The 13088-nt window shown below is 69.2% G+C and carries 14 protein-coding genes; 1 reads left to right on the forward strand and 13 read right to left on the reverse strand.

The features are described 5' to 3' along the window. Window positions 1–138 precede the first annotated feature (138 nt). On the forward strand, window positions 139–1215 hold the full coding sequence (locus IE160_RS09505; protein WP_191150919.1) for a GNAT family N-acetyltransferase: 1077 nt from the start codon (window positions 139–141) through the stop codon (window positions 1213–1215). A gap of 21 nt (window positions 1216–1236) precedes the next feature. Here IE160_RS09505 and IE160_RS09510 read toward each other — a convergent pair whose 3' ends face one another. The 13 genes from IE160_RS09510 to IE160_RS09570 all read right to left on the reverse strand — a co-directional run bounded on the left by IE160_RS09510 (window position 1237) and on the right by IE160_RS09570 (window position 12982). Continuing rightward, a complete protein-coding gene (locus tag IE160_RS09510) occupies window positions 1237–1797 on the reverse strand; it encodes a DEAD/DEAH box helicase family protein (RefSeq protein ID WP_191150920.1) in 561 nt (186 codons plus the stop codon). A gap of 33 nt (window positions 1798–1830) precedes the next feature. After that, the gene (gene mutM, locus IE160_RS09515; protein WP_191152029.1) at window positions 1831–2763 is read right to left on the reverse strand and encodes a bifunctional DNA-formamidopyrimidine glycosylase/DNA-(apurinic or apyrimidinic site) lyase; all 933 of its coding nucleotides are present in this window, start codon (window positions 2761–2763) and stop codon (window positions 1831–1833) included. Between the two features lie 2 nt (window positions 2764–2765). Then, entirely contained in the window at window positions 2766–3527 is a 762-nt protein-coding gene (rnc, locus tag IE160_RS09520; RefSeq protein WP_191150921.1) for a ribonuclease III, read from the reverse strand. A 36-nt stretch (window positions 3528–3563) separates the two neighbouring features. After that, a complete protein-coding gene (gene rpmF / locus IE160_RS09525; protein ID WP_152582381.1) occupies window positions 3564–3767 on the reverse strand; it encodes a 50S ribosomal protein L32 in 204 nt (67 codons plus the stop codon). Window positions 3768–3815: 48 nt separating this feature from the next. Next, window positions 3816–4346, reverse strand: coding sequence for a YceD family protein (locus tag IE160_RS09530; RefSeq protein ID WP_191150922.1), 531 nt, complete (start codon window positions 4344–4346; stop codon window positions 3816–3818). Window positions 4347–4357: 11 nt separating this feature from the next. Further along, window positions 4358–5725: an aspartate aminotransferase family protein gene (locus IE160_RS09535; RefSeq protein WP_191150923.1), complete on the reverse strand. Its 1368-nt coding sequence runs from the start codon at window positions 5723–5725 to the stop codon at window positions 4358–4360. Between the two features lie 111 nt (window positions 5726–5836). Further along, window positions 5837–6982 carry an ABC transporter substrate-binding protein gene (locus IE160_RS09540; RefSeq protein ID WP_502708750.1) on the reverse strand — a complete coding sequence of 382 codons (1146 nt, stop codon included), beginning with the start codon at window positions 6980–6982 and terminating at the stop codon, window positions 5837–5839. 86 nt (window positions 6983–7068) lie between these two features. Continuing rightward, window positions 7069–7878 (reverse strand): ABC transporter permease, encoded by an 810-nt coding sequence (locus tag IE160_RS09545; RefSeq protein ID WP_191150925.1) that lies wholly within the window; start codon window positions 7876–7878, stop codon window positions 7069–7071. Next, window positions 7875–8699, reverse strand: coding sequence for an ABC transporter ATP-binding protein (locus tag IE160_RS09550; RefSeq protein WP_191150926.1), 825 nt, complete (start codon window positions 8697–8699; stop codon window positions 7875–7877). Before IE160_RS09550 ends, IE160_RS09545 begins: the two co-directional genes overlap by 4 nt. After that, a complete protein-coding gene (locus tag IE160_RS09555; RefSeq protein ID WP_191150927.1) occupies window positions 8696–9631 on the reverse strand; it encodes an ABC transporter permease in 936 nt (311 codons plus the stop codon). Before IE160_RS09555 ends, IE160_RS09550 begins: the two co-directional genes overlap by 4 nt. After that, window positions 9628–10644 carry a TIGR03842 family LLM class F420-dependent oxidoreductase gene (locus tag IE160_RS09560; protein WP_191150928.1) on the reverse strand — a complete coding sequence of 339 codons (1017 nt, stop codon included), beginning with the start codon at window positions 10642–10644 and terminating at the stop codon, window positions 9628–9630. Before IE160_RS09560 ends, IE160_RS09555 begins: the two co-directional genes overlap by 4 nt. 29 nt (window positions 10645–10673) lie before the next feature. Further along, window positions 10674–12137 (reverse strand): dihydropyrimidinase, encoded by a 1464-nt coding sequence (gene hydA, locus IE160_RS09565; protein ID WP_179872386.1) that lies wholly within the window; start codon window positions 12135–12137, stop codon window positions 10674–10676. Then, window positions 12134–12982 carry a nitrilase-related carbon-nitrogen hydrolase gene (locus tag IE160_RS09570; protein ID WP_191150929.1) on the reverse strand — a complete coding sequence of 283 codons (849 nt, stop codon included), beginning with the start codon at window positions 12980–12982 and terminating at the stop codon, window positions 12134–12136. Before IE160_RS09570 ends, hydA begins: the two co-directional genes overlap by 4 nt. Window positions 12983–13088 lie beyond the last annotated feature (106 nt).

Here is a 13088-nt window from a genome sequence, read left to right on the forward strand (position 1 = left end):
GTAGTCTGGCGGGCTGGCCACGTTCGCTCATTCGGATGCGCGGGCGTTGCAGCGGCGTGTCGCGCCGTGACTCGCCGGGTTTCAGAGCCGTGCGCCCGGATGAGCGAACAGGGCAGGCCGAAGACGCAGGAGGCTCGCGTGGGCGGGGTCGAGATCATCGAAGTGCGGATTCCTGAGCGGGTGGACGCGCCCGAGGCAGCGGACTTCATCGACGCGATCGGGGTGCGCAACGCCGTGAACGAGCACGACTCGGGCACGCGCGACGACGTGCGGCCGGCCGAGGAGCTGCTGCCGGGGTGGCGCAAGCAGGAATTCGAACCGATGCGGATGCTCGTCGCGAGGCTCGACGGGCGCATCGTGTGCCGGGGCATCGCCGAGTTCCGGCTCGGCGATGCGGCCGACACGGCGTGGCTGCACGTCGAGGTGCTGCCCGAGGTGCGCGGCCGCGGGCTCGGCCGCGCGATGGCCGAGCGACTCGAGCTCCTGGCGCTCGCCGAGGGTCGCACGAAAGCCATCGTATACGCACCGTCGTGGCGGGCCGGCGGCGAGCGCCTGGCGGCTCCGACCGGGTTCGGAGACGTGCCCGCCGACACCCGGGAGACGCGGCTGCTGCTCGCTCTCGGCTACCGGCTCGAGCAGGTCGAGCGGGGCAGCCGACTGCCGCTGCCTGTCGACCCCGCCCGACTGGATGCTCTGCTCGAGCAGGCGAGCGCCGTGGCGGGCCCCGACTACCGCGTGCACCTCTGGGGCCGGCACACACCCCCCGAGTGGCGGGAGGACATCTGCCGACTGCTCACCCGCATGAGCACCGACGCACCGACCGCCGGCCTCGAAGAGCCCGAGGACGAGTGGACGGTCGAGCGTCTGCTCGCCGACGAGCGCGAGGAGGCGGACAGTCCCCGCACCCCGTTCGTCGCGGCCGTCGAGCACGTGCCCTCGGGGCGACTCGTCGGCTTCACCGAGCTCGTCGCGCCCGCCGAGCGCGGGCGACCCGTCGACCAGGAGGACACGATCGTGCTCATCGAGCACCGCGGGCACCGCCTGGGCATGCTCCTCAAGGCCGCGAACCTCGCGCAGCTCGAGCGGCTGCGGCCCGGGCATCCCTCGATCGTGACCTACAACGCCGAGGAGAACCGGCACATGCTCGCGGTCAACGAGGCCCTCGGGTTCGAGCCCTTCGTGTACGAGGGCGCCTGGCGCAAGGACCTCGCGTAGTCAGGCTGGATGCCGCCCCGTTCACTGGTCTCCTGACTCTCGTGGAAGCCTCTGAATCGCCGACCGAAGCAACGCCAGCCTCTGATCACGGTCCCCCACAATCTCCGCTACGTGCGCGCACCCCGTGAGGTGACGGTCGTCGGCGAGCTCAAGCAGAGACATGTTCATGGCATCGCGAAGCTCGCGATCCTCATCGTCACCGATCGATACCGCATCAACCCGGTTCAGGGGCAGCAGCACTAGCAGGTCGACCGTCGTCATGACCAGACGCGTGAGGTCGTATCCCCACTCCGTGAGCTCCCGAGGAAGCGTCGAACGGCCTAGCGTCTCCATGGCGTGGAGGTAGGCAAGAAAATCGAGTGGCCCCCGCTCTGCAAGCAGGTGACCAGTGCTCGGCTCACGCATCCGAGCTGCGGCGATGCGCAGCTGCTCGATGAACAGCGGGACGCTGGGCTCACCAGCGTCGAGGTCAATGAACTCGTACGGATCGGGCAGGACCTCCCAGTCGGGGTGCGAAAGAGCGAAGTCGCTGATCAACGTGCTCTTGCCGCTGCCATGAGACCCGGAGACGACAACGAGCATGGTGGTTCCTCATAACGAGCAGTGGTGAGCACGTCATCGTAGCGATGTCGTGGAGCGGATGCGCCGGATGCGCTGGCAACGCGGGCAGAAGTGCGAGCCGCGGTTCATGAACTGCTCGCGCACGATGAGCCCGCCGCACCGCCCGCACGGCCGCCCCTGCTGGCCGTAGGCGCGCAGGGAGTGGCTGAAGTACCCGCTCGCGCCGTTGACGTTGACGTACTGCGCGTCGAAGGAGGTGCCGCCCTCCTCGAGCGCGCGTCGCAGCACGGTGCGCACTTCGGCGAGGAGGGTGCGCGCGCGGCGAGGCCCGAGATGCTCGGTCGGCTGGTCGTAGTGCACGCGCGCCGCCCACAGCGCTTCGTCGGCGTAGATGTTGCCGATGCCGCTCACGAGGGTCTGGTCGAGCAGGGCCCGCTTGATGGTCGTGCGCCGCGCGGCGAGGCGCCGCAGGAAGAGGCGGTCGTCGAAGGCGTCATCGAGCGGGTCGCGCGCGATGTGCGCCACCTGGCTCGGGATGCTCGGCTGAGCGCTGCCGCACCCTCCCGCCGCGCCATCCGGCGTGGGCAGCAGTGCGTCGATCGCCATCGAGCCGAAGATGCGCTGGTCGACGAAGTTGAGGCGCAACGGCCCGTGCTCGGGGTGCACGATGTCGAGCCGGATGCGCGTGAGTGGCCCGTCGTCGGCGTCGCGCTGCCGCAGCAGCACCTGGCCACTCATGCCGAGGTGCACCACGAGAGCCTCGGCGGGGTCGCCCTCCTCGTCGCGGAGGGGCAGCCACAGAAACTTGCCGCGGCGCACGGCAGAGTCGAGGCGAGCGCCCGTGAGCCGATCGATGAAGTCCTCGGCCGGGCCGGGGTGACGGCGCAGCGACCGCTCGTCGTAGACCTCGATCGCCTCGATGGCGGCGCCGGTCACGGCGGGGTCGAGACCGTGACGCACGACCTCGACTTCAGGCAGCTCGGGCACCGCTAGTGCCGGCGGCCCTGCTGCAGCACGGTCCACGCCTCGAGGGCAGCGCCCATCTCGGCGTGCTTCTTGCTCGTGCCCTCACCTGTCGCGATGGGCGCGCCGTCGAGCACGACGGTCGCGGTGAAGACCTTGGAGTGGTCGGGGCCGACGTCGCTGATCTCGTAGGTGGGCAGGCCCATGCCGAGGCGAGCTGCGAGCTCCTGCAACGACGTCTTGGGGTCCATGGCCGCGCCGAAGCGGTCGGGGTCGGCGAGGAGCGGCTCGATGAGGCGCAGCACGAGCGCCGTCGCCTCATCGGCGCCGCGGTCGAGGTAGGCGGCGCCGATGAGCGCTTCGACCGTGTCGGCGAGAATCGACGACTTGTCGCGGCCGCCCGTGAGCTCTTCGCCCTTGCCGAGCTTCACGTGTTTCCCGAGGTCGATCGTGGCGGCGACCTCAGCGAGCGCGACCGCGGAGACCAGGGAGGCCCGCCGCTTGGCGAGGTCGCCCTCGCTCAGATCGGGGTAGGTCGTGTAGAGCATGACCGTGACCGCCTGCCCGAGAATCGAGTCGCCGAGGAATTCGAGCCGCTCGTTGGTCGGCCCACCGCCGTTCTCGTAGGCCCACGACCGGTGGGTGAGCGCCAGGTCGAGGAGCTCGGGCTCGATGACGACGCCGAGCGCGCGGGAGAGGGAGGAGCGATCCGCTCCTCCCGAGACGCCGATCGCCTCGCGACCGGTGTCGGTGCCGGCCCGCGCGGCACCCGTAGGCTCCGCGCTCATCGGCTCCGCGCTCTCATCGGCTCAGCAGCCGACGGATCAGACGTCGGCGACCTTGCGGCCCTTGTACTCCATGTACAGGGGCGTGCCGGCGGAGTCTTCGACGACCTTGGCACGGTGCGGGAGGCTGTAGACGACCTTGCCGTTCTCGATCGTCTTGACGAGCGTGGGAACCTGCGCCTTCCACTGCGACCGGCGCGAGTGGGTGTTGGAGCGGGACTTCTTCCGCTTGGGAACAGCCATGGTGTGTCTTCTCTCTCTCGTGTCGCAGCGCGTGCACGCGCTACGAGGTCAGTGCGGGGTGTCGTCGTCGGTGAGCAGGCCCTCGAGCGCCGCCCAGCGGGGATCGATCTCGTCGCGGGGCTCTCGCTCGGGTTGATCGGCCAGCTTCTCGCCGGTCTCGGGGTCGAGACCAGGGCAGTCAGCACGACAGACCGGTTGGAACGGCAGTGCGAGCACCACCGCATCCCGAACCACAGGTTCACAATCCACGTGATCATCGTGAACCGTGTAGTCGACAGCGTCCTCAGGAGAATACGCGAAAAGCTCCTGGAATTCGAGTTCGAGCGGCTCGGTGACCGGGTCGAGGCAGCGCACGCACTCCCCCGAGGCGACCGTGCGCACGTCGGCCGACACGAGAATGCCGTCGTGGAGCCCTTCGAGTCGCAGGTCGAGCTCGAGCGGCGCGCCCTGCTTGACCACCATCGCGGCCGCGCCCAGCTGCTCGGGCACGGCGAACGACAGCGTCTTCTCGCGCATCTCGCCGGGGCGGTGCACGAGGTCGCGGACGTTGACGCGGTAGGGGGACTGCTCTGCAGGCATGGCGCCCGAGTCTACGCGGTCGCGACCGCCGTGAAGGCCGCGTCGTACGCTTCGAGCGCGGTGGCGACCTGCTCGGGGGTGACGATGCACGGGGGCACGACGTGAATGCGGTTGTCTGCGGCGAACGGAATGACGCCGCGCGCGAGCAGCTCCTTCTTGAGAGCGCCGATCACCGCCGGTCCGACGGGCTCGCGCGTGCCCGCATCGGTCACGAGGTCGAGCGCCCAGAACACGCCGAGCCCGCGCACCTCTCCGATCATGGGGTGCTTCTCGGCGAGTGCCCGCAGACCGGGGCCGAGGTGGTCGGCGCCGATCATGGCGGCGTTCTCGATGATGCCCTCCTCGGTCATGGCGTCGATCGAGGCCACGATGGACGCCATCGCGAGCGGGTGGCCTGAATAGGTGAGACCGCCGGGGAAGACACGCTCGTCGAACTCCGCGGCGACCCGCGGCGACATGACGACGCCGCCCGCGGGCACGTAGCCCGAGTTGACGCCCTTCGCGAACGCGATGAGGTCGGGTGTCGCCCGCGAGGGGTTGAGTGCCTCGCTCTGCCAGGCGAACCAGTCCCCCGTGCGGCCGAATCCCGCCATCACCTCGTCGGCGATCCACATGATGCCGAACTCGTCGGCGAGGGAGCGCACGCCCTCGAGGTAGCCGGGCGGGGGCAGCAGCACGCCTGCCGTGCCCGGCACGCTCTCGAGCAGGATCGCGGCGATCGTGCCGGGCCCCTCGGCCTGGATGGTGCGGCGGAGGTGCTGCAGGGCGCGCTCGGTCTCCTGCTCGGGAGTCTCGGAGTGGAACTCGCTGCGGTAGAGGAACGGGCCGAAGAAGTGCACGTGCCCGAACGCGTACTCGTTGGGCATGCGTCGCCAGTCACCGGTCGCGGCGATCGCCGCACCCGTGTTGCCGTGGTAGCTGCGGTAGGTGGAGAGCACTTTGTGGCGGCCGGTCGTGAGACGGGCCATCCTGATCGCATTCTCGATCGCGTCGGCGCCGCCGTTCGTGAAGAAGACCTTCGCGAAGCCGTCGCCCGCGCGCTCGACGATGCGCTTCGCGGCCTCGCCGCGGGCGAGGTTCGCGGTCGACGGGGCGACCGTCGCGAGCTCGGCCGCCTGGCGCTGGATCGCCTCGACGATGCGCGGGTGCGAGTGCCCGATGTTGGTGTTGACGAGCTGGCACGAGAAGTCGAGCCACCTGTTCCCGTCGTAGTCCCAGACCTCAGCGCCTGCGGCGCCGGCGATGACGAGCGGCTGCAGGGCGGCTTGTGCGCTCCACGAGTGGAAGACGTACTGCTTGTCGAGCGCGAGGGCGCGAGCGCCGTCGGCGGGGTCGAGGGCGGGTGCGGCGGTGTGTGACCGGGTCTGCGTGTCGGTCATGGCTATCGATTCCTTGATGTCGGCGGTGACGGTGGCGAGATCATTATCCTCCCGGGATGCCCGAAGCCGGGCCGCGCACTCGCGCGAGCCCGGCCTCGGACCGTGAGGCGGCTAGTTGCCGCCCTCGAGAAGCTCGACCGCGATGGGCGCGAAGCTGTCGCCGGTGATGTCGAACCCTTCGGCCTCGAGCTCGGCGAGCGCCTGCTCGATGTACTCGTTGGTCCACGCGCTCGCCGGCGGCTCCTCGGTGATGAGGCTCGCGCCTGACTCGTTGACGGCGCTCAGTGCCGCCGCGACGGTCGCGTCGAAGGCGGCCTCATCGATGTAGCCGATGCCGTTCGGGGCCGGCCAGATGAGCTTGTTGGTCTCGTTGACCATCCACAGCTCGTGGCTCGGGCCCCAGCCCGAGCCCGCGTCGATCGTGATTTGCGCCGCCTCCTCAGGGCTCTCGGCCGCGAAGATCCAGCCCTTGATGACGGCCGTGAGGAATGCGACGGTCGTCTCCTGGTAGTCGGCATCGCTCTCGAGCCGCTCGGTGTCGGCCCAGATGGCGTCCTGCAGCATGGCGCCCACGGTGTCCTCGTAGCTGATGACCGTGAAGTCGTCTGCCGTGTAGAGCTCACCGGTCTCGGGGTCGATCGACTCGAGCAGCTGCGCGTACTCGTTGTAGGTCATCGCCTGGGCGGCGTCGATGTCTCCCGCGAGGAAGGCGTTCATGTTGAAGTCCTGCGTGATGATCTCGACCGTGGAGGCGTCGAGGCCCTCCTCGGCCATGGCCGCGAAGATCTCCCACTCGTTGCCGAAGCCCCACGAACCGATCTTCTTACCCTCGAAGTCCGCGACCGAGGAGATGTCGCCGTCGGCCCAGGCGACCTGGAGGGTGCCGGAGCGCTGGAAGATCTGCGCGATGTTGGTGACGTTCGCGCCGGCCTCGATCGATCCGAGGACCTTGGGCACCCAGGCGATCGCGTAGTCGACGTCGCCATTGGCGAGAGCGTCCTGCGGCACGATGTCGCCACCCGATGGGATGATCTCGACATCGAGCCCGGCCTCTTCGAAGTAGCCCTGCTCCTGCGCGGCGAAGTAGCCCGCGAACTGGCCCTGAGGCAACCACTGCAGCTGCAGCGTGACCGGAGTGAGCTCGTCGCCCGACTCGGCCTCCGGGGCCTCCCCGGTCGTGGCGCAGGCGGTGAGCACGAGCGCGGCGCTGAGGCCGAGCGCGCTGGCCGTCGCGAGGCGACGGTGGCGATTGTTCATCATGTGCTGTGTCCTTTCGTGTTCTCGACGGTGCTGGAGTGGTGCAGGGTCGGCCCCGACTGCGTCGGGGACCTCGTTGGGTCACGTCACCGTCGACGAGAGACCAGTCGTTCGAGCCCCGAGGCGACGAGCGAGAACGCCAGCCCGAGGACGATCGCGGCGACCACGTACGCCCAGGCGCGCGGATACGCGCTCGACGCGGCCGAGGTCGAGATGAGGCCGCCGAGACCGCCGCGCGGGCCACCGAAGTACTCGGCGACGAGGGCGGAGATCACGGCGAGGGAGGACGCGAGGCGGATGCCCGTGAAGGTGAAGGGCGCCGCCGTGCGCAGAGTGATCGTGCGCATGATCTGCGCGTTGCTCGCGGCGTAGCTGCGCATGAGGTCGCGGTGCACGGGCTGCGTCTGCCGGAGCCCCCGCGCGGTGTTGAGGAACACGGGGACGAAGGCGGCGAGGGCGGCGATCAGCTGCCGGCCGGTCTGGGAATCCGCGCCGAACATCGTGTTGAGGACGGGGGCGAGCGCGACGATCGGGATGACGGCGAGCGCGGCGACGATGGGAGCGAGCATCCCGTCGAGGGATCGGCGCGTGGAGGCGAGCAGTGCCGCGACGATACCGATGACGGATCCCGCGACGAGACCGACGAGGGCGTTGAGGCCCGTGATCGCACCCGCGCTCACCATCGACGGCCAGAACTCGGCGATCTCGGCACCGATCGCGGCCGGGCTCGGCAGCAGGTACGCCTCGACGAGTCCGCTGCCCGCGATGAGCTGCCACACCGCGACGACCGTCACCCCGAGCAGGATCGGGGCGACCGCCCGCGCCGTCCCGCCGGAGCCCCACGCATCGCCTCGGGGCCGCGCGCGAGGCGGTGCGATCGTGGTCGCCGCAGTCATCGGTTCTCCACGCCTCGGGCGCTCGACGTGGGCGCTCCCCCGTGCAGCGCCTCGCGCACCGCCGTGATCATCTCGAAGAACGCGCCGTCCTCGCGCAGGTCGTCTGCGCGGCTCGCGGTGCTGCCCAGCGCCATGGGCACGACTGCCGCGATGCGGCCTGGTCGAGGCGACATGACGACGACGCGGTCGCTCAGGTAGACCGCCTCGGGGATCGAGTGCGTGACGAAGACGACGGCGGCACCGGTCTCGGCGCTGATGCGCAGCAGCTCCGTCTGCATGTACTCGCGCGTCATCTCGTCGAGGGCTCCGAAGGGCTCGTCCATGAGCAGCAGCTCGGGCTTCTTGGCGAGGGCGCGGGCGATCGCGACGCGCTGCTGCATGCCTCCGGAGAGCTCGTCAGGGTAGCGGTCGCCGAAGTCGTCGAGGCCGACGAGCGCGATGAGCTCAGCGACCCGCTCGCGAGTCTCGACGCTGCTCGAGCCGTGCAGCTCCAAGGGCAGGGCGATGTTCGCGGCGACCGAGCGCCAGGGCAGCAGCCCCGCCTGCTGGAACGCGATGCCGTACTTCTGGTCGACGCGTGCCTGATGGGCGCTCGTACCGAACACCTCCACTGAGCCGCTCGAGGGCGTGTCGAGGTCGGCGATGAGCCGCAGCAGGGTGCTCTTGCCGCAGCCGGAGGGGCCGATGAGCGAGACGAACTCGCCCGGCTCGACGCTGAGGTCGATGCCGGAGAGCGCGACGACCTGCCCAGCCGCCGCCTCGAAGACCTTGTCGACGGCCGTCACGGTCACGGCGTCGGTGGTGATCACTGACTCGGTCATGATGCGTCCTCTGTGCGTCGATAGTTGCGGGCGAGAGCGCCCATGAGCGCGACCGATCCCGCTGCGATGAGCCCGAGCGCAATCGCGCCGAGGATCGGAGCCCAGGCCTTGGCGGGGTCGCCGCTCGCCTGGCCGGCGTACTGGATGACGAGGCGCCCGATGCCGCCCTGCAGTCCCGTCGAGACCTCGGCCACGACGGCGCCGACGACGGCGTTCGCTGCGGCGAGACGCAGTGCCGGCAGGAGGTACGGCACGGCGGCCGGTATGCGCAGGTAGCGCATCGTCTGCCACCAGCCGACCGAGTAGCTGCGCATGAGCTCGAGGTGCAGTCGGTCGGGCGACTGGAACCCCTTGAGGGCGCCGACAGCCACCGGGAAGAACGCGAGGTAGCTCGCGATGACGGCCACCGACATCCAGTCCTGCCACTCGAAGGCGCCGATCTCGATGCGCGATCCCCAGCTCTTGACGACCGGGGCGAACGCGATGAGCGGCACCGTCTGGCTGAGGATGATCCAGGGCAGAGCGGCGGACTCGGCGAGGCGCCAGCGCTGCATGACGAGGGCGAGCAGCAGTCCGACCGTGACGCCGACGATCCACCCTGCCGCCGCGATGCCGAGCGTGAGGCTCGCCGCGATGGCGACCTCGAGCCACAGCGGACGGGCGCCCTCGGCCCGTGTCACCGGCTCGAGCAGACGGCCGGCGGTCTCCCAGATGTGCGGCATGGCGAGGTCGCTCGTGCGCGGCAGAACGCGCACCTCGCCGATCACGAGGCCGTCCGCCGGGCCGAGGAGCTTGTAGAGCTCCCACAGCGCAGCGAGCGCGGCAAGCCCGAGCGCCCCGAAGCCCCACGCGCGAGCACGCGCCCGTGAGGCCGGGGGCGCCGTGCGCGTGCGTCGCGAGGGCGCACGTGCGACGGTGGCGGCCTGCGTCATACCTTGGCCTGTTTGGAGCCGTTCACCGCCGGGATCACGTGCTCGCCGTAGACGCGCAGGGTCTCCTCCTTGTTGTCGTGCTGGAGGTAGCCCGCGAACTGGTCGACTCCGAGCTCGCGCAGCGCCTCGAGCTTCTCGATGTGCTCCTTCGCGGTGCCGAGCACGCAGAAGCGGTCCACGATCTCGTCGGGCACGAAGTCGACGTGGTCGTTGCCCGCCTTGCCGTGCGAGTTGTAGTCGTAGCTCTCCCGCCCTGCGATGTAGTCGGTGAGTGCGGTGGGCACAGTGGACCCGGCGCCGTGCTTCGCCACGATGTCGGCGACGTGGTTGCCGACCATGCCCCCGAACCAGCGCACCTGGTTGCGCATGTGATCCCAGTCGTCTCCGATGTACATGGGAGCGGCTGCGCAGAATGTCACCGAGTAGGGGTCGCGGCCGGCGTTGTCGGCCGCGGTGCGCACCGACTCGATCATCCACTTCGCGATGTCGAGGTCGGCGAGCTGAAGGATGAAGCCGTCGCCGACCTCGCCCGTGAGCTTCAGCGCCAACGGCCCGTACGCCGCCACCCAGACCTCGAGCTCGCTGCCGTGGCTCCACGGCAGCTGCAGCGTCGAGCCGTTGTACTCCACGGGCCGCGAGTTGGCGAGCTCGCGGATGACGTGGATCGACTCACGCAGCTCGGCCAGCGTGGTGGGCTTGCCGTTCGTCACGCGCACGGCGGAGTCGCCTCGGCCGATTCCGCACACCGTGCGGTTGCCGTACATCTCGTTGAGCGTCGCGAAGACGCTCGCCGTGACCGTCCAGTCGCGCGTCGCCGGGTTCGTGACGAACGGGCCGACCGTGATGCGGTTCGTCTCCGCGAGGATCGCCGAGTAGATCACGTACGGCTCCTGCCAGAGGATGTGGCTGTCGAAGGTCCACACGTGGCTGAAGCCGTACTGCTCGGCGAGCTTGGCGAGGTGCACCGTGCGACTGGCGGGCGGGTTGGTCTGCAGCACTGCACCGAAATCCATGGATGCTCTTCCTCTCGGTATTCCGGAACTCAGACGAGGTACTGGCTCAGGCCGCGGCGCAGGTACTGGCCATGGCCGGCCCGCCCGTGGTAGGCGTCGTCCTGGATGACGACCGAGCCGCGGGAGATGACCGTGTCGACCTTCCCGTCGATCTCGAAGCCCTCCCACGCGGCGTGGTCCATGTTCATGTGGTGCTTCTTGCCCGTGGGGTTGCCGTCGTCGTCGACGTCCATGCCGATCGACGTGTGGCCGTTCGGGTCGTAGACGACGATGTCGGCGTCGGCGCCGGGAGCGATGACACCCTTCTTGCCGTAGAGGCCGAACATGCGCGCCGGCGTGGTCGAGGTGATCTCGACCCAGCGCTCGAGCGTGATCTGGCCGGTGACGACCCCCTGGTACATGAGGTCCATGCGGTGCTCGACCGAGCCGATGCCGTTGGGGATCTTCGAGAAGTTGCCGAGCCCGAGCTCCTTCTGGTCCTTCATGCAGAAGGGGCAGTGGTCGGTCGACACCATCTGGATGTCGTTGGTGCGCAACGACTGCCACATGTGGTCCTGGTGCCCCTCCGCCTTCGAGCGCAGCGGCGTCGAGCACACCCACTTGGCGCCCTCGAAGGCGCCGTACTTCTCGCTCACGGCTCCGAGCTGCTCCTCGAGCGAGAGGTAGAGGTACTGCGGGCACGTCTCGCCGAAGACGTTCTGCCCGTGGTCGCGGGCGGCGGCGAGCTGCTCGACGGCCTGCTTGGCGCTCACGTGCACGACGTAGAGGGGCGCTCCCGTGAGGTTCGCGAGCATGATCGCGCGGTGCGTCGCCTCCTCCTCCATCTGCCAGGCGCGGGCGACCCCGTGGAAGTACGGGTCGGTCTTGCCCTGCGCGAGCAGCTGCTCGACGAGCACGTCGATGGCCGGCCCGTTCTCGGCGTGCATCATCGTCATGAGCCCGGTGTCGGCGGCGACCTGCATGGCGCGGAGGATCTGCGCGTCGTCGGCGTAGAAGACGCCGGGATACGCCATGAACATCTTGTAGCTCGTGATGCCCTCGTCGATGAGCTTCGGCAGGGCATCCAGAGCGTCGGCGTCCACGCCGCCCACGATCTGGTGGAACCCGTAGTCGATCGCGCAGTTGCCTGCAGCCTTCTCGTGCCAGGCCGCGAGCCCGTCGAAGACCTTCTGGCCGGCCGTCTGCACGGCGAAGTCGATGATGCTCGTCGTGCCGCCCCAGGCGGCGGCGCGCGTGCCGGTCTCGAACGTGTCGATCGCCGCCGTGCCGCCGAACGGCAGCTCCATGTGCGTGTGGGCGTCGATGCCGCCGGGGATGACGTACTTGCCCGTCGCATCGATGACCGTGTCGACGGAGCCGGAAAGGTCGTGGCCGAGCAGGGTCGAGCCGGGGCTGAGGACGGCGACGATCGTCTCGCCGTCGACGAGGACGTCGGCCTGGCCGCGGCCCGTCGCGCTCACGACGGTGCCACCGGTGATGAGTGTCGTCGTCATGGCTTCACCACCGCCGTGTAGGAGTCGGGCCGACGATCGCGGTAGAACTGCCAGTTGTCGCGCACCGTCTGGATGAGGTCGAGGTCGAGGTCGCGGATGAGCACCTCTTCGTGCTCGGAGGAGCCGAGTGCGCCCACGTAGTTGCCCTGCGGGTCGACGACCTGGCTCGTGCCGTAGAAGAACACGGCGTCGTCGCCGTACTCGTTGTCTTCGAGGCCGACGCGGTTGGGGGCGAGCACGTAGTACTGGTTGGCGACGGCGGCGGCGGGCTGCTCGATCTCCCACAGGCGGTTGGAGAGCCCTGGCTTGGTCGCGTTGGGGTTGAAGACCATCTCGGCGCCGTTCAGGCCGAGCTCGCGCCACCCTTCGGGGAAGTGCCGGTCGTAGCAGATGTAGACGCCGACACGGCCGACGGCGGTGTCGAAGACGGGGTAGCCGAGGTTGCCGGGGCGGAAGTAGAACTTCTCCCAGAACTTGTCGAGGTGCGGGATGTGGTGCTTGCGGTACGAGCCGAGGATGGTGCCGTCGGCGTCGACGACGACGGCGGTGTTGTAGTAGATGCCGGTGCCGTCCTCCTCGTAGATGGGGAGGATCATGACCATGTTCAGCTCTTTCGCGAGCGCGGCGAAGCGCTGCACGATGGGGCCGTCGGCGGGCTCGGCGTAGCGGTAGTACTTCGCATCCTGCGTGATGCCGAAGTAGGGGCCGTAGAACAGCTCCTGGAAGCAGATGATCTGCGCTCCGTCGGCGGCCGCGTCGCGTGCGAACTGCTCGTGCTTGTCGAGCATCGACTCCTTGTCACCCGTCCAGGTGGTCTGAGTGATGGCTGCCCGAATGGTGGTCATGGGTGCTTCCCCTTTTCTTCGTCGAACTGGGGCCAGTGTGCGCCTCGAGCATTTCCGGCTCGTTTCGCCCAATGACGGATGCGTTACACGGTAGGCCGCAGGACGC

It is taken from the genome of Chryseoglobus sp. 28M-23 (genome assembly GCF_014789785.1).
In the GTDB taxonomy this organism is placed as follows: Bacteria; Actinomycetota; Actinomycetes; order Actinomycetales; family Microbacteriaceae; genus Microcella; species Microcella indica.

Coding starts and splice junctions, on each gene's coding strand:
- IE160_RS09510 (WP_191150920.1), bottom strand. CDS start 1,797: ATGCTCGTTGTCGTCTCCGGGTCTCATGGCAGCGGCAAGAGCACGTTG.
- rnc (WP_191150921.1), bottom strand. CDS start 3,527: ATGAGCGCGGAGCCTACGGGTGCCGCGCGGGCCGGCACCGACACCGGT.
- rpmF (WP_152582381.1), bottom strand. CDS start 3,767: ATGGCTGTTCCCAAGCGGAAGAAGTCCCGCTCCAACACCCACTCGCGC.
- IE160_RS09530 (WP_191150922.1), bottom strand. CDS start 4,346: ATGCCTGCAGAGCAGTCCCCCTACCGCGTCAACGTCCGCGACCTCGTG.
- IE160_RS09535 (WP_191150923.1), bottom strand. CDS start 5,725: ATGACCGACACGCAGACCCGGTCACACACCGCCGCACCCGCCCTCGAC.
- IE160_RS09540 (WP_502708750.1), bottom strand. CDS start 6,982: ATGAACAATCGCCACCGTCGCCTCGCGACGGCCAGCGCGCTCGGCCTC.
- IE160_RS09545 (WP_191150925.1), bottom strand. CDS start 7,878: ATGACTGCGGCGACCACGATCGCACCGCCTCGCGCGCGGCCCCGAGGC.
- IE160_RS09550 (WP_191150926.1), bottom strand. CDS start 8,699: ATGACCGAGTCAGTGATCACCACCGACGCCGTGACCGTGACGGCCGTC.
- IE160_RS09555 (WP_191150927.1), bottom strand. CDS start 9,631: ATGACGCAGGCCGCCACCGTCGCACGTGCGCCCTCGCGACGCACGCGC.
- IE160_RS09560 (WP_191150928.1), bottom strand. CDS start 10,644: ATGGATTTCGGTGCAGTGCTGCAGACCAACCCGCCCGCCAGTCGCACG.
- hydA (WP_179872386.1), bottom strand. CDS start 12,137: ATGACGACGACACTCATCACCGGTGGCACCGTCGTGAGCGCGACGGGC.
- IE160_RS09570 (WP_191150929.1), bottom strand. CDS start 12,982: ATGACCACCATTCGGGCAGCCATCACTCAGACCACCTGGACGGGTGAC.